16 protein-coding genes and 1 riboswitch are annotated in these 18,374 nt (G+C 72.4%); of the genes, 5 read left to right on the forward strand and 11 right to left on the reverse strand.

The genetic code is table 11. The features are described 5' to 3' along the window. Window positions 1–128 precede the first annotated feature (128 nt). Together ACWEPF_RS24695 and ACWEPF_RS24700 are read left to right on the forward strand one after the other, a co-directional pair. Window positions 129–1,997: a hypothetical protein gene (locus tag ACWEPF_RS24695; RefSeq protein ID WP_452174198.1), complete on the forward strand. Its 1,869-nt coding sequence runs from the start codon at window positions 129–131 to the stop codon at window positions 1,995–1,997. A gap of 159 nt (window positions 1,998–2,156) precedes the next feature. Then, a riboswitch (cyclic di-AMP (ydaO/yuaA leader) is annotated at window positions 2,157–2,324 on the forward strand. A gap of 6 nt (window positions 2,325–2,330) precedes the next feature. After that, a complete protein-coding gene (locus ACWEPF_RS24700; RefSeq protein WP_452174199.1) occupies window positions 2,331–3,518 on the forward strand; it encodes a glycoside hydrolase family 16 protein in 1,188 nt (395 codons plus the stop codon). A 1-nt stretch (window position 3,519) separates the two neighbouring features. Here ACWEPF_RS24700 and ACWEPF_RS24705 read toward each other — a convergent pair whose 3' ends face one another. Beyond that, the gene (locus tag ACWEPF_RS24705) at window positions 3,520–3,987 is read right to left on the reverse strand and encodes a hypothetical protein (protein ID WP_452174200.1); all 468 of its coding nucleotides are present in this window, start codon (window positions 3,985–3,987) and stop codon (window positions 3,520–3,522) included. 81 nt (window positions 3,988–4,068) lie between these two features. Here ACWEPF_RS24705 and ACWEPF_RS24710 point away from each other — a divergent pair, with 81 nt between their 5' ends. Continuing rightward, on the forward strand, window positions 4,069–4,386 hold the full coding sequence (locus ACWEPF_RS24710; RefSeq protein ID WP_452174201.1) for a hypothetical protein: 318 nt from the start codon (window positions 4,069–4,071) through the stop codon (window positions 4,384–4,386). A 23-nt stretch (window positions 4,387–4,409) separates the two neighbouring features. On the opposite strand, the gene ACWEPF_RS24715 is transcribed toward ACWEPF_RS24710, so the two are convergent. Continuing rightward, on the reverse strand, window positions 4,410–5,204 hold the full coding sequence (locus ACWEPF_RS24715; RefSeq protein ID WP_380150508.1) for an IclR family transcriptional regulator: 795 nt from the start codon (window positions 5,202–5,204) through the stop codon (window positions 4,410–4,412). Window positions 5,205–5,393: 189 nt separating this feature from the next. On the opposite strand from ACWEPF_RS24715, the gene aceB reads away from it, so the two are divergent. Together aceB and ACWEPF_RS24725 are read left to right on the forward strand one after the other, a co-directional pair. After that, window positions 5,394–7,046, forward strand: a complete 1,653-nt coding sequence (aceB, locus tag ACWEPF_RS24720) for a malate synthase A (protein ID WP_452174202.1) — start codon at window positions 5,394–5,396, stop codon at window positions 7,044–7,046. 135 nt (window positions 7,047–7,181) lie between these two features. Further along, entirely contained in the window at window positions 7,182–7,568 is a 387-nt protein-coding gene (locus ACWEPF_RS24725; protein ID WP_452174203.1) for an allophanate hydrolase-related protein, read from the forward strand. On the opposite strand, the gene ACWEPF_RS24730 is transcribed toward ACWEPF_RS24725, so the two are convergent. From ACWEPF_RS24730 to uraD, 9 genes are all read right to left on the reverse strand, one after another. Further along, window positions 7,546–8,475: a hypothetical protein gene (locus tag ACWEPF_RS24730; RefSeq protein ID WP_452174204.1), complete on the reverse strand. Its 930-nt coding sequence runs from the start codon at window positions 8,473–8,475 to the stop codon at window positions 7,546–7,548. The two genes, ACWEPF_RS24725 and ACWEPF_RS24730, sit on opposite strands and share 23 nt — an antisense overlap. Window positions 8,476–8,499: 24 nt before the next feature. Next, on the reverse strand, window positions 8,500–10,728 hold the full coding sequence (locus ACWEPF_RS24735) for a PE-PPE domain-containing protein (protein WP_452174205.1): 2,229 nt from the start codon (window positions 10,726–10,728) through the stop codon (window positions 8,500–8,502). Window positions 10,729–10,836: 108 nt separating this feature from the next. Beyond that, on the reverse strand, window positions 10,837–11,520 hold the full coding sequence (locus ACWEPF_RS24740) for a response regulator transcription factor (protein WP_452174206.1): 684 nt from the start codon (window positions 11,518–11,520) through the stop codon (window positions 10,837–10,839). Window positions 11,521–11,529: 9 nt separating this feature from the next. After that, window positions 11,530–13,026, reverse strand: a complete 1,497-nt coding sequence (locus ACWEPF_RS24745) for a sensor histidine kinase (RefSeq protein WP_452174207.1) — start codon at window positions 13,024–13,026, stop codon at window positions 11,530–11,532. 177 nt (window positions 13,027–13,203) lie between these two features. Continuing rightward, entirely contained in the window at window positions 13,204–14,586 is a 1,383-nt protein-coding gene (locus ACWEPF_RS24750; protein ID WP_452174208.1) for an 8-oxoguanine deaminase, read from the reverse strand. 60 nt (window positions 14,587–14,646) lie between these two features. Continuing rightward, window positions 14,647–16,107: a nucleobase:cation symporter-2 family protein gene (locus tag ACWEPF_RS24755; protein ID WP_452174209.1), complete on the reverse strand. Its 1,461-nt coding sequence runs from the start codon at window positions 16,105–16,107 to the stop codon at window positions 14,647–14,649. Between the two features lie 264 nt (window positions 16,108–16,371). Beyond that, the gene (gene pucL, locus ACWEPF_RS24760) at window positions 16,372–17,292 is read right to left on the reverse strand and encodes a factor-independent urate hydroxylase (RefSeq protein ID WP_345280252.1); all 921 of its coding nucleotides are present in this window, start codon (window positions 17,290–17,292) and stop codon (window positions 16,372–16,374) included. Between the two features lie 28 nt (window positions 17,293–17,320). Beyond that, window positions 17,321–17,656 (reverse strand): hydroxyisourate hydrolase, encoded by a 336-nt coding sequence (gene uraH / locus ACWEPF_RS24765; RefSeq protein WP_345280250.1) that lies wholly within the window; start codon window positions 17,654–17,656, stop codon window positions 17,321–17,323. A gap of 48 nt (window positions 17,657–17,704) precedes the next feature. After that, window positions 17,705–18,208, reverse strand: coding sequence for a 2-oxo-4-hydroxy-4-carboxy-5-ureidoimidazoline decarboxylase (gene uraD / locus ACWEPF_RS24770; RefSeq protein WP_452174210.1), 504 nt, complete (start codon window positions 18,206–18,208; stop codon window positions 17,705–17,707). Window positions 18,209–18,374 lie beyond the last annotated feature (166 nt).

Below are 18,374 nucleotides of genomic sequence, written 5' to 3' on the forward strand. Positions count from 1 at the left end.
GGTGGTGATCTTCGTGCCGGCCATCGCGTGGGCGATGCCGAAGTCGGTCACCGTGACCCCGCCGTCGCTGCGCAGCATCAGGTTGGAGGGCTTGAGCCGCGCAGCCGGGTTCGGACGACGCGACCGTCGTGGCCGACGGCCGCCGGATCGCCGTGGCCGCGCTGAAGCTCCGCGGCCCGTGGAGCCGGGCGGCGGCACGGTCCTCGCTGGCCGGCTCCGACCAGGCGGTGGTGGACTACGTCCGGTCGTCCTGGAGCGAGGCCGCCGCCCAGGACGAGCGCTCGGAAGCCGGACGGCTGGCCGTGGCGAGCGAGTACGCGGAGGTCCGGTCCGCAGCGGCGGCCGCGCTGGCGGGGGACCAGGCGCAGGTGAGCGCCTTCCTGACGACGGGTCGTCACCAGGCGGCGTTCAGCCAGTACCGGGTGAAGGCCTCGCAGCTGATGGAGACCGGCGGCCCACGGGTGCGGGCCGCCGCCGCAACTGCCCTGGAGGCGAACACCGTTGAGTCACTGCTGGGCTTCCTGGACAGTGGCCAGTACACCGCCCGGGCCGCAGACGATCAGGTGCTGGCCTCACAGTTGGTGGAGACGGGCAGCGGAGCCGAGGTCCGGAACGCGGCTGCGGTCGCCGTCGAGAGTCCGGGGCCGGTCCTCTCCGACTTCCTCGCGGTGGGCCGCCACCGGGCGGCCCAGCAGGACGAGTTGACCCGGGCGCACGACGCCTCCGTCGCCGGCCTGATCGCGTCCGGCGCCCAGGTCGCCGCGCTCGCCCGGCAGGACGCGGCACTCGCCGCCAAGGCGGCGGCCGAGGCCAACGGCGCCGCGTCCGACGCCCAGCAGGCGGCGAGCGACGCCCAGGCCTTCGCCGACCAGGCGGCCGGCCACGCCCGGGACGCCAAGAGCTCGGCCGACCAGGCCGAGGCGTCGGCCGCCCGGGCGCGCGCGGCTGCCGCGCAGGCCCGCGGCGCGGCAGCCGAGGCGGCGGCGAGTGCCGCCAGGGCGCAAGGGGCGGCCGACCGGGCCCGGGACCACGCGAGTGCGGCCAAGGCGTCGGCCGACGACGCGCTGGTCGCGGTCGAGCAGGCACGTGAGTCCGCGAGGAACGCGGGCGAGTCGGCCGAGCGGACCCAGCAGGTGATGCGCGAGGCGCTGCGCCGGGCCGCCCTCACCGCTGCCGTCTCCGCCGAGTTCGACCGGCGCGACGTGGAGGCGTTCTGGAACGGCGACTCGGACCGGCGCTCCGCCCACCCGGACCTCGACTGGGACACCTTGTCGACCTTCCTCCGGACGGTCCACAAGTACGGCCCCTTCACTCCGCTCCCCGGCGAGTACGAGGACTTCGCGGACTACCTGGAGGTGGCGCACACCAAGCTCGCCGCGTTGGGGCTGATCCCCCTGACCTCGACGGCGGCGGGATGGGTCGACTGCGGCGCGCGGGGCCTGGAGTGGTTGGCGGGCCGCGGCTCCGGCAGTGACGCCGGCTCCGGTTGCGCCGGGGCGGTGTTCCCGGTCTGGGGGATCTACAACTCCGCGAAGGAGGTCGGCGGGAAGCTGGGGGAGGCGGCCGGCTGGGTGGGCGAGAAGCTCGGCCTGCTGAGCCCGAAGCGGCCGCAGCAGACCAGCTTCTGCTGGGTGGGCAACGGACCGCAGGCCCCGAGCACGCCGAGCTCCAAGGTGCCGGACGACTACGTCGTCGCCATCGGAGGGGTCACCCGGTCCCAGGACCGGGGGCAGGTGTTCACCGGCTCGATGGGGAAGACCGGCGCCGAGGCGTCCGCGATGCTGCCGAACAGTCAGGTCCAGCTGACCACGGCCGGAGCGATCCGGGCGGCCGGCGGGAAGGTCGAGTACTCCCCGGTGGACACTCCGGCCGACTACACGAACTTCCACAACGTGAACATCACCCTGGGGAACACCAGTCCGTTCGGCGTCCGCGAGCCGAACGCGGTCGCCCCCAAGGACCGGTTCACCCTGGAAGCGCACGGAAACGCCTGCTGAAGCGGTCGGGGCCCGCGGTGGGAGCCGTCGTGGGCCCCGACGGTCGGTGTGAGGGAGCTCTCGTTGTCGCTCGGTGGGGGAGCTGCCTAGCCTGCATGGAGTTCGTGTAGCTGCGGACGCCGTCGCCGGGGCGCCGAGTCCTGCCTGCCCGTCGACGGTCACTCGACCACACCGAGTACGGGCAGGAGCGGGGGAACCAGGTCAGTCCGTGACCCCTGCCCGCCCACTCGGCGCAGGGGCACTCGGGGTGAAGCCGCTCACGGGCGGCCGGGCGTCCCCTCATGCCCGAACCCGACAGCTCACCTCGCAGGCGTCGAAAGAGGACTCCTGCCCATGCGCTTCTCCGTCACTCCCGCGCGCCTCGGCGCGGCCGCCCTCGTGGCTGTACCACTGATCGCCGCCGCCCCGCTGGCCAGCCAGGCCGAGGCCGTCACCGTCGTCACCCAGGACCGGCTCAGCCCGAACACCCTGGCCGCGGACGTGGCCGGCCGGGCCAGCCTGACCGTGCACTCCGGCTCCTGCTTCACCGCCAAGACCCTCGGCGTCGGCGTCCGGGACGCCGCCGGGCGCAACCTCGACTTCCCCGGCAACGCGAGCAACGTGCGGATCTGCCCGGGCGGGGTGACCTTCACCAGCGGTGCCAGGGCGCTGCCGGCCGGGACGTACACCCAGTTCGGCTTCTGGCAGGACCAGAACGGGGGCTGGCACAACCTGCCGTCCCGTCAGCTGACCGTCGGCGGTGGCTCGGTGACCCCGACCCCGACCCCCACGCCTACGCCTACGCCCACGCCCACTCCGACGCCCACCCCGACCCCGACCCCGGGTGGTTCGCCCGTGCCGGGCAAGGCGCTGACCTGGTCGGAGGAGTTCGACGCTCCCGTCGCGCTCGGCAGCAAGTGGGTCAACGACCGCAGCAGCAGCTACCGTTACGGCAACCACAACCCCGACGACAACAAGCTGGACTGGCTGAACCCGTCCGGCGTCTCGGTCGCGAACGGTGTGGCCACCTTCACGGCCAAGCCCTCCGCGCACACCCTGGAGAACGGCAGGCAGGCCTGGGACACCGGGCTGCTCACCACCGAGTACTCCTCGCAGGGCTTCCAGGTGCGGACCGGCGACTACGCCGAGGCCCGGGTCAAGCTGCCCTCCGAGGCGGGTGCCTGGCCGGCCCTGTGGACCTGGAAGGACGGCAACGGGGAGATCGACACCTTCGAGTACCACCCGGACAACGCCGCGCTGCTGGAGCTGACCAACCACGTCAGGTCGGGCCAGAAGTACCTCACCGACGCCACCGCGATCGGCCACGACAAGTGGGTCACCATCGGCACGTACTACGGCGCGAACTCCGTCGACTGGTACGTGAACGGCGTCAAGGTCTTCTCCGACAACCAGGGCGTCGGGTCCAGCTGGTCCGCCTACCTGATCCTCAACCTCTCGGTGGGTGCCGGGAAGTACCACCCGGGGCCGTCCGGCACCGCGCCGATCGACTTCGCCGCCGACTGGGTCCGCGTCTACCGCTGATTCAGCCCACGGTGAGCGTGAACGGCGTGGAGTTGTTCGCGAGGTCCGTGTCGTCCGCGCTGTACACCGTGACCTGCCCCTCGGCCTGCGTGCCGGGGGGCAGGTCCAGGTCCACCCGGACCGGGGCGTTCGCGCTGGCGGTCCGGAGCGGGGGCAGCCCGGCGGGGAAGGTGCAGGTCAGTACGTGGTGCCCGGCCGTGGCCCGGCAGTCCGCCGGGAAGTACGGGCCTTCGAAGGTGAAGCCGGCCGGCAGCGTGATCGTCACCCGGAACGGGGAGGCGGTCCGGTCCGGCCCCCGGTTGGCGACGAAACCGTGCGCGGTGGTGACGCCGCCGGGCGGGGCCGGATCCGCGTCGATCCGGACCGCCTCCAGGTCGGAGTGCGAGGGCGCCGCACTGGCCGGCACGGCCGTCCCCAGGGCCAGTGCCGCCGCCCCCGCCAGCACGGCCGTCAGCTTCCGTCCACCCATGGTCCACTCCGCTCGCTCAGTGCCGTACTCCCTGTACAGACTGTAACGGCGTAGCGTGGAGGACTGGCGGAGGTGAGGACGATGTCCGGACAGGTGTTGAGCGAGGTCTCCGGGGTGGTCGGCCCCGACAAGGAGGCCCAACTCGTGACGTCGTACCGGGAGTTGGTGGCGGGGGCGCTGCCGGAGGGGCTGATCAGGACGGAACTGCTGCGCGGGCCCGGCGGCCGCTGGCGGGTGCAGAGCCTGTGGCGGGACAAGGCCACCCTGGAGGCCGTCCGGGCGGATCCGAAGCTGGCCGCCGCGCCGCGGCTGTTCCGCGAGGTGGGCGTGGAGCCGGAGCTGACGGTCTTCCAGCTGACGGCGGCGCAGGCGGGCCCGCCCGACCTCGATCCGGACTGAGGCCGGGCGGGCCTGACCTGACGTCAGGGGGCGAGGACCTGACCGAGTCGGGTCGCGATCTGGCGCATCACGGGGACCAGCGAGCTCTCCCCGGCCTGTGCCTCCAGGGCCCGGATCCGGGCCTCCGGGCCGGAGACCGAGAGGGCGGTGGGGGTCGGCGCGCCGGGGACGGCGACCGCGATGCAGCGCACGCCGATCTCCTGCTCCTGGTCGTCCACCACGTAGCCGGAGGCCCGGGCGTGGGCCAGCTGGGCGAAGAGCTCGTCCGGGTCGGTGACGGTGTACGGCGTGTGCGACTGGAGCGGCTGGGTGCCGAGTACGGCCCGCGCCTCGGGCTCGTCCAGCTGGGCCAGCAGCGCCTTGCCCACGCCGGTGCAGTGCGGCTGCACCCGACGGCCGACCTCGGTGAACATCCGCATCGAGCGGCGGGACTGCACCTGGCCGACGTAGACCACCTCGCCGCCCTCCAGCACCGCCAGGTTGGCGGTCTCCCCGGTGGCCTCCATCAGCTCGGCCAGGTACGGGCGGGCCCAACTGCCCAGCAGGCGGCCGGAGGTCTCGCCGAGGCGGATCAGCCGCGGGCCGAGGGTGTAGCGGCGGGCGGTGTCCTGGCGGACATAGCCCTGCTGCACGAGGGTACGGATCAGGCGGTGGATGGTCGGCATCGGCAGGCCGGAGCTGGCGGAGAGCTCGCTCAGGGTCGCGATGCCACCGGAGTCGGCGAGTGCTTCGAGCAGCTGGAAGGCGCGCTCGACGGACTGGACGCCGCCGCCGGCTCGCTCGGCCCCGGACGGTGCTGCAGCGGGGGTGGTGGCCACCGGCGTTCCCTTCTGCTGTGGAGGAGGAGTAGAGTCCCGGCGATCTACCTCAACAAACCGTTGAAATTCTGTATCGCGGAAACTAGTCTCCACCTTACAGAACCGAACCCGCCAGTAGGTGGGTCGGTATCGAGGAGGCACCCACCGGAGCCTCCCTGCTGGCTCAACTGTCCAAGGAGTGTTCTGCCCATGGCTGCAGACCAGGACCCCGTCGGCGCCCCCTCCGCCGCTCCGGTCGTCACTGTCGCCGGTCCGCGCGTCCCCCGCAGCGAGGAGGTGCTCACTCCCGAGGCCGTCTCCTTCGTGGTCGGCCTCCACCGCGCCTTCGAAGGCCGCCGGCAGGAACTGCTGGCCCGCCGCAAGGCCCGGCGCGCCGAGATCGCGGCCGCGGGCACCCTCGACTTCCTCCCGGAGACCGCCGAGGTCCGCGCCGGTGACTGGAAGGTCGCCCCCGCTCCCCGCGCGCTCCAGGACCGCCGGGTCGAGATCACCGGCCCGACGGACCGCAAGATGGTCATCAACGCGCTCAACTCGGGTGCCAAGGTCTGGCTCGCCGACTTCGAGGACGCCACCGCCCCCACCTGGGAGAACGTGGTCAGCGGTCAGGTCAACCTGATCGACGCCTACGAGGGCCGGATCGACTTCACCACCGAGGCCGGCAAGTCCTACGCCCTCAAGCCCGCCGCCGAGCTGGCCACCGTCGTGGTCCGCCCCCGCGGCTGGCACCTGGACGAGACCCACCTGCTGGTCGACGGCGTGCCGGTCTCCGGCGGCCTCTTCGACTTCGGCCTGTACTTCTTCCACAACGCGGCCCGGCTGATCGCCAAGGGCGAGGCTGACCCGAACTCGGGCCCGTACTTCTACCTGCCGAAGACCGAGAGCCACCTGGAAGCCCGGCTCTGGAACGAGGTCTTCACCCACGCGCAGGCCGCGCTCGGCATCCCGCACGGCACCATCCGCGCCACGGTGCTGATCGAGACCATCACCGCCGCGTTCGAGATGGACGAGATCCTCTACGAACTCCGCGACCACGCCGCCGGGTTGAACGCCGGCCGGTGGGACTACCTGTTCTCCATCGTGAAGAACTTCCGGGACGCCGGGGAGCACTACATCCTCCCGGACCGGAACTCGGTCACCATGGCCGCGCCGTTCATGGCCGCCTACACCCGCCTGCTGGTGCAGACCTGCCACAAGCGCGGCGCCCACGCGATCGGCGGCATGGCCGCCTTCATCCCCTCCCGCCGCGACCCCGAGGTCAACGCCGCCGCGCTGGCCAAGGTCAAGGCCGACAAGGACCGCGAGGCCGGCAATGGCTTCGACGGCTCCTGGGTCGCCCACCCCGACCTGGTCCCGGTCGCCCGGGCCTCCTTCGACGCGGTGCTCGGCGAGCGGCCGAACCAGAAGGAGAACCCCGGCCCGGCCGAGCCGGTGACGGCCGCTCAGCTGCTGGACATCGCCGGTGCGGGCGGCAGCTGCACCGAGGCCGGACTGCACAACGCCGTCCAGGTCGGCGTCCGCTACATCGAGGCCTGGCTGCGCGGGCTCGGCGCGGTCGGCATCTTCAACATGATGGAGGACGCCGCCACCGCCGAGATCTCCCGTTCGCAGATCTGGCAGTGGATCCGCAACGACGTGGTCCTCGCCGACACCGGCGAGAAGGCCAGCGCCGAGCTGGTCCGCCGGCTGGTGGCCGAGGAACTGGACGCGCTGAAGGCCGAGCTGGGCGAGGCCGCGTACGCCGGTGGGCGCTGGGCCGAGGCCGCCCGGCTGTTCGAACAGGTCTCGCTGGCCGAGGAGTTCGTCGACTTCCTCACCCTGCCCGCGCTGCCGCTGCTCGACTGATCACCAATCTAGCGAGGCGCGGCCGCCCTGCCGCCTGCCGTGCTGGAGCACTGGCCGCGCCGATTAGTACGAACCGTACGGCCACCCCGGGTCGGGGTGGCCGTACGGCCTTGTCACGGAAGGAACTTCACGCACATGGCACGCATCTTCTTCAACGGCCAGGCCATGGTCGGCGGCCCGTTCCACGCCTCGGTGGCCGACGCGCTGCTCGGCCCCGTCACCACCGCCCCCGGCTACCGCTTCTTCTCCATCCGCGACGAGTGCCCCGGCCTGCTCGCCGACCCGGCGGTGGAGACCGCGATCGAGGGCGAGCTGTACGACGTCGACCTGGCCCACCTGCGTGACGTCATCCTCCCCGGCGAGCCCGCCGAACTCGAGCTCGGCGTCATCGAGTTGGCCGACGGCTCGGCCTGCCTCTCGATGCTCCTCGCCCGCGGCCAGCTGGAGCGCGGCGTGCACCAGGAGATCACCGGCTTCGGCGGCTGGCGCGCCTACCTCGCTACGCTGGGCCGCACCGCCTGACCGGCGGGCCGTCCGGGTCGCCGAGGAGCCAACTCCCGTCACCCAGCGGGGTGGTCGTGGAGGAGTGGGTACGGCCCGAGGCGAACGGACCGACGGTCCCGGTGGCGAGGTCGACCAGGTGGTCCCGGTACCACTCCTCCTCGGTCTCCTCGTCCTCGCCCGCGGTGGTGACCACGGCGGTCCCGTCGGTCAGGTAGCCTCCGCCGGTCCACTCCAGCACGGCGTTCGGCCGGCCCGGCTCGAAGTCGTCGACGCCGAGGGTGAGCAGTTCCTCCCCGTCGGGGTAGCGGTGGAAGGTGACGTCGGTCTGGTCGTGCGCGACGGTCATGAACTGGGTGCCGTCGGGTGCCAGATCGATCAGGCAGCGGTCGGGCCACGGGTAGTGCACCACCTCCAGGCGGCCGTCCCGCAGCGAGGCGCGGAAGACGGCGGCCCCGTCCTGGCCCTCGCCCACCTCGAGCAGCACGTGGCCGTCGGCCGGGTGGAAGTGCTGGGAGCCGCCGTGGCCGGCGGTGTCCAGTTCGGTCCCGTCGAGCGGCTCGCCCGTCGCGGTGTCCAGGACCTCCCAGCGGTCCACCGGCCCGCGCCCGGCCAGTACGTCCGGCCGGTAGACCCAGACCGTCCGCCCGTCGGGGGAGAAGGCGCAGTTCGGCCAGTGCACGTAGTGCTGCGGGGCGCAGGGGCCCAGGAGGTGGCGCCAGAGCTCGGTGCTGTCGGCCGAGAGGCACACCACCGCGTCCGAGGTGGTGTAGCAGGCCAGACGGAAGCCCGCGGTGAAGTCCACCGCGATCGGTCGGTCACCGTTGGTCGGCGTGAACCGGGCGGCCGGTGCCAGGGCCCCGGACCCGGACGCGAGGTCGTACGCGGTGATCAGCCCGTCGGTCTTGCGGTGCGTGTGCTGCTTCACGTCGGTCAGGCTACCGACGTGCCGTCAGGGGCCGGTCAGGCGGGTGGTCTCGTCGTCGAGGTGGGTGGCGAACTCGGACTGGCGGACGTAGCCGCGGCGGTTGTGGCCCCGGATGACGGGGAGGTCGCTGCCGGGGCGGCGTTCGGCGGTGGGCGGGTCGGGGAGCCAGACGTCGGTGATGTCGGGGGTGGTGAGGGGCTGGCCGCCGAAGGGGTCGGTGGCGCGGTGGAAGTTGGACCAGGCGGGCGGGACGGGGAAGAGCGACAGGCGGTCGGCGGTCGCGGCGTCGGCCAGGTGGCGGGGGAACCAGCGGCGGTAGAGCCGGGGGACGGGGTTGCCGTAGGTGACCACCGAGAGCCGGGCGCCGGTCTCCGGCGCGGTGCCGGCCAGCCGGGCCACCGTGGCGGTGACGATCACCGCGCCCTGGCTGTGGCCGAGCAGCACCACCGAACCGCCCCGCGAGGTCAGGTGCCGTACCCGCTCGGCGAGTTGGGGCACCGCCTGCTCCGCGTAGCTGGGCGGCGCGTACGGGTGGAAGGCGCGCGGCCAGAAGGTGGCGACGTCCCAGACGATGCCGACCACCCGGCGGGTGTTCTGGTCGGCCAGGGACTGACGGACCAGCAGGAGCAGCAGCACCGGACCGAGAACCAGGATCGCCCCGGCCAGCGCCGCGCTCGGCGCGGGCAGCCCGGCCCAGAGCCGGGCCGGGTCCGGCTTGGGGCCGCCGCTCCAGGCCAGCGCGTAGCAGATGCCGAAGGCGATCGCCGAGCCCCCGAGCAGGACGGCCGCCCCGGAGGTCAGGCCCTCCATCCGGCGCAGCAGCAGTTCGCCGTTGCGCTTGCGCCGCAGCACCTCGGCCAGCCAGAGCCCGCGCGGGCTCTCCGGGTGCGGGGCCGGCGCGCGCAGCCGCAGGCCCGCGCCGCGCTGCTCCCAGAGGTCCAACTCCTGGTCCAGGCCGACCGGGTGGCGCAGCCGGTGCCAGAACCAGACCAGGCCGAACCAGGCCGTCAGCAGCACCATCCCGTCGATGCTGTACCGGGCCAGCACCTCGGAGCCGGGCAGGATCTGCACCTGGGTCACCGCCGCCGCGCCCTTCTCCCCGGGCGGGCTGAGCCAGTGCGCCGCGGACAGTGCCACCCCGGACCAGATGGCGAACAGCAGGCCGCTGCTGACCGCCACGGTGGTGAAGGAGGGCGGCAGCCGGGGCAGGCCGCGCTGCCCGGCGGAGCTCTTGGCCCACCAGGCGCAGAACAGCATCGCCGCTCCGGCGGCGTAGAGCACCAACAGCAGCAGGTTGAAGAGCTCCAGCAGGTCCGGGGTGCCGATCGCGGCCCCGCTCGCCCCGGCCGCCCCCTCCCGGCGGGAGCTCGGCTGGACGGCGCAGAGCAGCATCGCGGCGGCCAGCAGCACGGTGGTGGAGGTGCAGGCCACCCGCCGGGAGATCCGGCCGCCGGCCACCCGGGCCCGCGGCCGGTCGCCGAGCGCGGCGGCGGCGAACAGCAACAGGCCCAGTACGGTGAGCAGTTCGAGGGCGGTCAGCAGCCCGGTGGCCCGGCCGCCGGTGCGCGCGGTGCGCAGCACCACCAGGGTGAGCAGCAGCAGGGCCGAGCAGGTGTGCACGGTGCGGTAGCGGGTGGAGTACGCACCGCCCTCCCAGAAGCCGGGGTCGGTGAGTTCGGCTCGGGCCAGGTCGCGGTGGGCGGGGCGGTCGTTCTCTCCGCCGGTGCCGTCCCCGGCCTCCCAGCGGCGGTTGGGGCTTGTGCCGACGTGCAGCAGCAGCACCAGCAGGGCGGGCAGCAGGGCGGCCACCGCGACGGCCACGTAGGGGCGGTCCTGGAGTTGGAGGGCGTGCCAGAACGGCTGGGCGCGGCAGTTGGCGACGGCCAGGCACTGCCAGGCGGCCTGGTCGACCAGCACGTGGGTGAGGAACAGCAGGTAGGTGGCGGTGACGCAGAGCGCGATGATCCGCACCATGGCCTGCTGGAACCGGACCTGGCGCGGCCCGCCGTGGGCCATCCAGCCGGCCGTGTTGACGAAGGCGAAGGGCAGCAGCAGGAACCAGAGCGCGGTGGCCCAGGAGCGTGAGGTCAGCCCGCCCCAGGAGTACACCTCGCGGTGCCGCCCGGACGGCAGGGCGTCCCGCCCGCGCCAGATCCCGGCCAGTTTGGAGCCGGTGACCTGCCGGGCCTCCGGGTCGTCCAGCACCTCGGCCGGCCCGTCCCCGCCGACCCCGTGGACGACCAGCTCGGTCACCCCGTCCTCGTCCACATCGGTCGGATAGTCGTGATCTTCCCCGCCGCCCATGCCGCACCCCCGGAGCTCGCCGTGCTGCTGGAACTCTGGGTCAGCGCAGGGGAGTTGTCAACGGAGTTCACGCCGCTCGGCCAGCCGGTAGCCGACGCCCCGGACGGTGTCGATCCCGCAGCCGGCCCCGGCGGCCAGCAGCTTGCGGCGCAGCGCGGCCACGTACACCTCGACGATGTTCAGATCGCCCCGGAAGGCGTGGTCCCAGACCGCGTCCAGGATCTCGGTCTTCGGCACCGCCAGCCCGGCCCGGTGGGCCAGGCATTCCAGCACGCCGAACTCCTTGGCAGTGAAGTGCAGTTCGCTGCCGCCGACCCGGCAGCGTCGGGTGGCCGGATCCACCGTCAGGTCACCGACCGTCAGGGTGGCGGGGCGGCCGGCCGCGCCCCGGCGGATCAGCGCCCGTAGCCGGGCGGTCAGCACCACGTAGGAGAAGGGCTTCCCGAGGAAGTCGTCCGCCCCGCTGTCCAGCGCCTCGGCCTCGTCGTACTCGCCGTTCTTCGCGGTCAGGATCAGCACCGGGACGGTGGAGCCGCGCTCGCGCAGCCGCCGGCAGATCCGGAAGCCGTTCAGCCCGGGCAGCATCAGGTCCAGCACCACGGCCGCGTACCCGCCGCTCTCGGCCAGGGCCAGGCCCTCCAGGCCGTCGCCGACCACGTCCACCGCGTAGCCCTCGGCCCGCAGGCCCCGGCTCAGGGAGTGGGCCAGCTCCTCCTCGTCCTCCACCAACAGCAGTCGCATCCGGTCAGCCTAGGAGACAGCCCCCGGGACGGGGAGGCTGACCACCAGCTCGGCGCCCCGGCCGGTGGCGGGGGCCACGGCGGCGGCCGTCCCGCCCAGGCCCTCGGCGATGCCGCGGACCAGGGCCAGGCCGAGCCCGGAGCCGCCGTGCTGACGGTCGCGCGACTCGTCCAGCCTGACGAAGCGTTCGAAGACCCGTTCCCGGTCGGCCTCGGCGATCCCGGGGCCGTCGTCGGCCACCGTCAGCTCGGCCGTGCCGTCGGTGACCCGCAGCGACAGCGTGATCCGCGAGGCGGCGTACCGCTCGGCGTTGTCCAGCAGGTTGCCCAGCAGTCGGCCGAGCAGCAACTCGTCGGCGGGGAGCAGGACTTCGTCCAGGGCGAGCACCGTGGCCGGGCGCCCGCCGAGCAGGGCCCGCTCGGCGAGCTGCTCGGTGATCAGGTCGTGCAGCGGGGTGAGCCGGTCGGTGACGGCCCGGCCGTCGACCCGGTGCAGCAGCAGGAGATCGGCGGTGAGCCGCTCCAGCCGTTCGGCTCCGGCCACCGCGGTGCGGGCCACCGACGGCCAGTCGGCCCGCTCGGGGTGGGCCAGGGCCACGTCCAGCGAGCCGCGCAGCACCGCGACCGGGGTGCGCAGTTCGTGCGAGGCGTCGGCGACCAGCCGGCGCTGCTCGGCCAGTGCGTCCGCCAGTCGGTCCAGGGTCTCGTTGGTGGTGACGGCGAGGCGGCCGATCTGGTCCCGGGACGGCGGGACGGGCACCCGTTCGTGCAGGTCGCCGCCGCCGATCCGGGCCATCTGACGGCGGATCGCCTCGACCGGCCGGAGCGCGAAGCCGACCACCAGCCAGGCGACCAGCGCCACGAACAGCGAGCCGAGCGGCAGCACGTAGCGGAGCAGCGCGGTGGTGACCGCGGCCGCGTCCTCCCGGGCGGCGTTGTCGTTCACCAGGACGAAGGTGGTGACCTGCTGGGCGGGGAGGCCCTTGCGGCCGGTCAGCGTCTCGAGGGCCGCGGCGTCCCAGACCTGGCCGGTGCGCCGCTGGAAGACCACGTCCCGGCCGACCAGGTCCGCACCCGGGCTGTTCGGCATGGTCAGCAGGACGCCGGCCGGCACCCGCAGCTCGACCTCGTCGCTGCGGCCCTTCAGCAGAACGGTGCCGGCCGGGTCGTTCGGGTCGACGGCCGGCGGCATCGGGTGCAGCGCCGGGCGGAGCGCGTCGACGTCGCCGAGCACCGCGTGGTGAAGGGCCCAGCTGCCGTCGGCCAGCATCAGCAGGTAGGAGGTCTGGGGGTATTTCCACTGCAGGGCCCGGTCCCGGTCGAGGGCCGGCACGGCGTCGTCCAGCGCGTCGGCGTCCTTGAGCGCGGTCAGCTTCGCGGGGGGCAGGCCGGCCCGGTAGCTCTGCTCACCGACCCACCAGGTGACCACGCCGAGCACCACGGCGGTGGCCAGGGCCGCGGCCAGCGCCGCCCGCAGGCGGATCGGGAGCATGCGGAGCAGTCGCACCGGTCCCCTCCCGCCTCGTTCGAACGGCCGTCAGCCTGGCACGGCCCGCCGTGCGGTGGCAACGTGGGGGCACGGGACGGCCCCGGACTCTCGCCGTGAGTCCGGGGCCGCCTCCACCCCGAGGGGTGGATCCGGGTGCCGCGCCGTCCCTGACGCGGTCCCGGAGTTGAGGGGGGATCAGCCGCGCGAGGCCAGCTCGCGGGCGGCGCGGGCCGCGTTCTGCGCGATCCTGTCCTCGTTCACGGTGGTGAGCAGGCCCTTCTCGACCACCGCGTTGCCGTTGACCAGCAGCAGGGCCAGCGGGGGCAGGGCGCCGAAGGTGAGGGCGGCCACCGGGTCGGCGATCGAGGAGTGCATCACGCCGTCGATCTTCCACAGCGCCAGGTCGGCCAGCTTGCCGACCTCGATGGAGCCGATCTCGTTCTGACGGCCCAGCACCCGGGCGCCGCCCATGGTGCCCAGGCGCAGCGCCGAGCGGGCGGTGAGCGCCTTCGGGCTGCCGTGCAGACGGTTGATCAGCAGGGCGTTGCGCAGCTCGGTGCCGAGCTCGCCGGACTCGTTGGAGGCCGTGCCGTCCACGCCGAGGCCGACCGGGACGCCGGCCTGCAGCATGTCCGGGACGCGGGCGATGCCGGCCGCCAGACGGGCGTTGGAGGACGGGCAGTGCGCGACACCGGTGCCGGTCTCGGCGAACTTGGCGATGTCGGAGTCGTTCATGTGGACGCAGTGCGCCATCCAGACGTCCTCGCCGAGCCAGCCGGTGGACTCGAAGTAGTCGGTGGGGCCCATGCCGAAGAGCTGCTTGCAGAACTCCTCCTCCTCGGCCGTCTCCGAGCCGTGGGTGTGCAGCCGCACGCCCTTGCGGCGGGCCAACTCGGCCGACTGCTTGAGGAGTTCGGTGGAGACCGAGAAGGGCGAACAGGGCGCGATGGCCACGTGCAGCATCGAGCCGAAGGAGGAGTCGTGCCACTTGTCCACGGCCGCCTCGGAGGCGATCAGGATGTCCTCGGTCTTCTCCACCGCGTGGTCCGGCGGCAGGCCGCCGTCCTTCTGCGAGCGGTCCATCGAGCCGCGCAGCGCGGTGAAGCGCATGCCGAGCTCCTGGACGGCCTCGATCGAGGCGCCGAGGATGTCGCCGCCGCCCTGCGGGAAGACGTAGTGGTGGTCCGAGGCGGTGGTGCAGCCGGACTTGAGCAGCGCGGCGGTCGAGCCCTGGGCGGCCGCGTGCACCAGCTTGTCGTCGATCCGGGCCCAGGTCGGGTAGAGCGCGACCAGCCAGTCGAAGAGGATGTTGTCCTGGGCCAGGCCGCGGGTGATCCACTGGTAGAAGTGGTGGTGGGTGTTGACCAGACCCGGGGTGACCAGGTGGCCCTCGCCGTTGATCCGGCGCACCACGTTGTCCAGCCACGCGGGGGCGGGGCCCGCACCGACCGACTCGATCTTGTTGCCGAGCACCACGACGTGGCCGCGGGCGTACTCGGTGTCGTTGGCGTCGACCGTCGCGATCGCGACGTTCTCGATCACGATCCGCTGGTCGGCGGGCGGGGGCTGGACTGCCATGGTGTCTCCTATGGGGGGAGGGTGCGGGGCGCGCAGTGAGCGCTGTGCGCCCCGCACCGTTCAGGACGGCGTCGCCGTTGACGCCGCGCCGTGCGGACTTCCCTGCGGGGCAGGGCGGTTCGCACCGACGTGGTGGAAGAGAAGGTTGAGCAGGACGGCCAGGACGCAGCCGGCGGATATGCCGGAGTGCATCAGCGTGCGGACGGCCTCCGGGAAGGCGTCGTAGAAGGTCGGGGCGGCGATCGGGATGATGCCGACCCCGAGCGAGACCGAGACCAGGATGGTGTTGGCGCTGGACTGCATGCCCGCCTCGGCCAGGGTCCGGATGCCGCTGGCCGCGACCGTGCCGAAGAGCACGATCCCGGCGCCGCCGAGCACCGGCGAGGGCACCAGCGAGACCACCGAGCCGAGCACCGGGAAGAGGCCGAGCAGGATCAGGATCCCGCCGCCGGCCGCGACCACGAAGCGACTGCGGATGTTGGTCAGTGCCACCAGCCCGATGTTCTGGGCGAAGGCGCTGGCCGCGAAGCCGTTGAAGACCGGGCTGATCGCGGTGGCCAGCCCGTCGGCCCGCAGGCCGGCGGCCAGGGTGGGCTCGTCCGCCTCGCGCTCGACGATCCGGCCCAGGGCCAGCATGTCGGCGGTGGACTCGGTCATCGAGACGATCATCACGATGCAGATCGAGACGATCGCGGTGACCTCGAAGACCGGGGCGCCGAAGTGGAAGGGGGAGGGCAGGGCGAAGACCTTCGCCTCCGAGACCGCCCCGAAGTCGGCCAGCCCGAGGGGGAAGGCCAGCGCGGTGCCGATCGCGAGTCCGATCAGCAGCGAGAGCTGCTGCCAGAAGCCGCGGAGCAGCTTGTTGCAGAGCACCACCGCGGTGAGGGTGAGCGCGGCGAGACCGATGGCCTTCACGGAGCCGTAGCCGGGGGCACCGGGGGTGCCGCCGCGGGCCCAGTTGACCGCCACCGGCAGCAGGGACACCCCGATGAGGGTGATCACGGTGCCCTGGACGACCGGTGGGAAGAACCTGATGAGCTTGCAGAACCACGGTGCCGCGAGGAAGCACAGGATCCCCGCGACGATCACCGCACCGAAGATCACCGGGAGCGCGTCCTGAGGGCCGTGCTCCTTGGCGATGGCCAGCATCGGTGCGACGCCGGCGAACGAGACGCCGTTCACGAACGGCAGCCGTGCGCCGATCTTCCAGACGCCCAGCGTCTGGAGGAGGGTGGCCAGGCCCGCGGTGAACAGACTGGCCGAGATGAGCAGGGCGAGCTCGGTGGGGGACAGGCCCACACCGGCGCCGACGATCAGCGGGGGTGCGACCACACCCGCGTACATCGCGGCGACGTGCTGGAGTCCGGTGGTGAAGAGCTTCACCGTGGGCAGCAGCTCGTCCACGGGGTGGACCGGGCGGCCGGCCGGGTCGTCGGGGAGGTTCGGTGACGCTCCGTCCGGCCGCGCGGGTCCTGCTGGGGTTGAACCGCCGTCAGTGGTTCGGGTGTTGGGGAGTGCCATGTCGAGCCCCTCTTGTGCTCGTGACTCCCGGCGTGCCCGTGGCGCTGGAGAATGCCCGAGGGCGGGACGGCGGTGCAAGGGTCCCTCGGGGTGTTCCTCCGGCTCCCCGGGCCGGCCGCCGCGAGGCGAGCACGATCTCCGGTAGGTGGGGGTGGAGAAACAGGTGGAGCGGGCGGAGCGGGCCGTCCGGCACCGTCCGGCCGGGTGCGGCCGGGGGGTGCAGCGGTGCTGGACGGCGGTCATGACGGTGCCTCAGCTCGGCGATCAGGCGACCGGGATGACCGGGGTGACGCCCTCGCGGTGCACGGTGCCCTCGATCAGGCCGTACATCCGGTCGGCGGCGTAGTAGACCTCGTTCTCGTTCTTCAGGCCGAAGGGCGAGAGGTCCACCAGGAAGTGGTGCTTGTTCGGGAGCTCCAGGCGGACCTCGTCCACCTCGGCCCGGTTGTTCAGCACCCGGGTGCCCATCCCGTGCAGGGTCTGCTGCAGCGAGTAGGAGTAGGTCTCGGCGAACGCCTCCAGCAGGTGGCGCTTGACGTGCTGGTACGAGCGGTTCCAGTTCGGCTCGGCCGAGCCCTCGGTGCCGTCGAAGGAGTACTTCCACCGGGCCGTCACCTGGGTGGCGAGGATCCGGTCGTACGCCTCCTGGAGGGTGGTGTACTTGTCCTTGATGTAGCCCCAGAACTCCGAGTTGGTGGAGTTCAGGACGGTGAGGTCCTTGAGGCCGGAGATCACCGAGACGGTGGTGCCGTCGTAGACGATCTCACTGGTGCGCACCTCGCCGCCGTTGCGGACGAAGGAGTGGCCGACCTCCTCGGAGCCGATGAAGCGGGCCGAGTTGTCCGGGGTCTTGATCCGGTCCCAGGTGTACTCCTCGATCCGGATCCGGGCGCTGTGCACCACGCCGCGCTCGGTGTTGTCCACGAAGTGGCGGGCCAGCTGGATGCCGAAGGCCTCCGCGGACTCGATGCCGTACTCCTTGGCGAAGGCGTACACGGTGTTCTTGGTGGTGTCGGTGGGCAGGCAGTTGGCGTTCGAGCCGGTGAGGTGGACGTCGTCGAACTCGCCGCGCAGGGCGACCGAGACGTTCAGGTCCTTGATCTCGTGACGGGTGGAGTCACGGTAGACCCGGACGATGCGGTTCTCCGCCTTGCCGTACTGGTTCTGACCGAGCACGTGGGCCATGACGGCTCCTAAGGGTTCCAGCGGTCTACTAGCTTCCGCGGTAGACCGAGTATCCGAACGGGTTGAGCAGCAACGGCACGTGGTAGTGGTGCTGCGCGGGCGCGACCGTGAAGACGATCGAGACCTCGGGGAAGAACGGCGGCTCCTCGGACTTCTTCGCGTAGTAGGCGGAGGTGTCGAAGAGCAGCCGGACGACCGAGCCCGCCTCCACGGCCGGCAGGTCTTTGGCCCGGCCGTCGGAGTCCGTGGCAGAGGTGCCGAGCACCTGCCAGCCACCCTCGGTGTGCAGTGCGAGCTCGACCGGGACGCCCTCGGCCGGGCGGCCGAGGCTGGTGTCCAGCACGTGCGTGGAGATGCCAGTCATGGGTTGAATGACCTTACTGATGGCAGGAGTTGACGTGCTGTGAGGCGCTCAGGCCTCGTCCAGCAGTCGGTTGATCCGGATGTCGTTGATCTTGCGCAGCTCGCCCCGGACTATCGAAGCCTCGGTGGCGGCGTCGTTCGGGAAGCGCTCGCGGAGCGCGGTGAGCATGGTGTCGGCCGTGCGGCCGGTCGCGCAGATCAGGAACACGTGGCCGAACTTCGCCTCGTAGGCGGCGTTCGCCTCGTGCAGTTCGTCGAGGAGTGCTGAGTCGACTCCCCGGATGCCGGCCTGCTCCCGCTCGGAGGTGGCGTCGCCCGTCTTGGGCTTGCCGATCCGGGCGTGGCCGGCCATCGCGTCGTTCAGGTCCTCGACCGTCAGCTTCGCCATCGCCGCCTCGTTGGCGGCGAGCAGCTCGGCCCGGTCGGACCACGGCCGGGTGTCCGCCACGAGGGCGGCCCAGCTGGGGCTGGAGCAGATCTCCAGCAGGGTCTCCGTCAGCTCGGCGGCGGGGGCCGCCGCCAGAGCGTCAAGAGCGTCGATGGGGCTGGTCACGGGTGGGCCTCCTGAAGAGTGGTGCCACCCGGAAAAGCTAGATCCGCCACCCGTAGCCGTCAACACTTTGTTGAACTGTTGGTGGTTACGTTTTGGGCCAAGTGCTCTGACCGGCCCTTTTGGTGTGCGATTCGCCAAGTGTGCCCGGTCCGCCGTGTCGGCAAGA

It is taken from the genome of Kitasatospora sp. NPDC004289 (assembly GCF_053602875.1).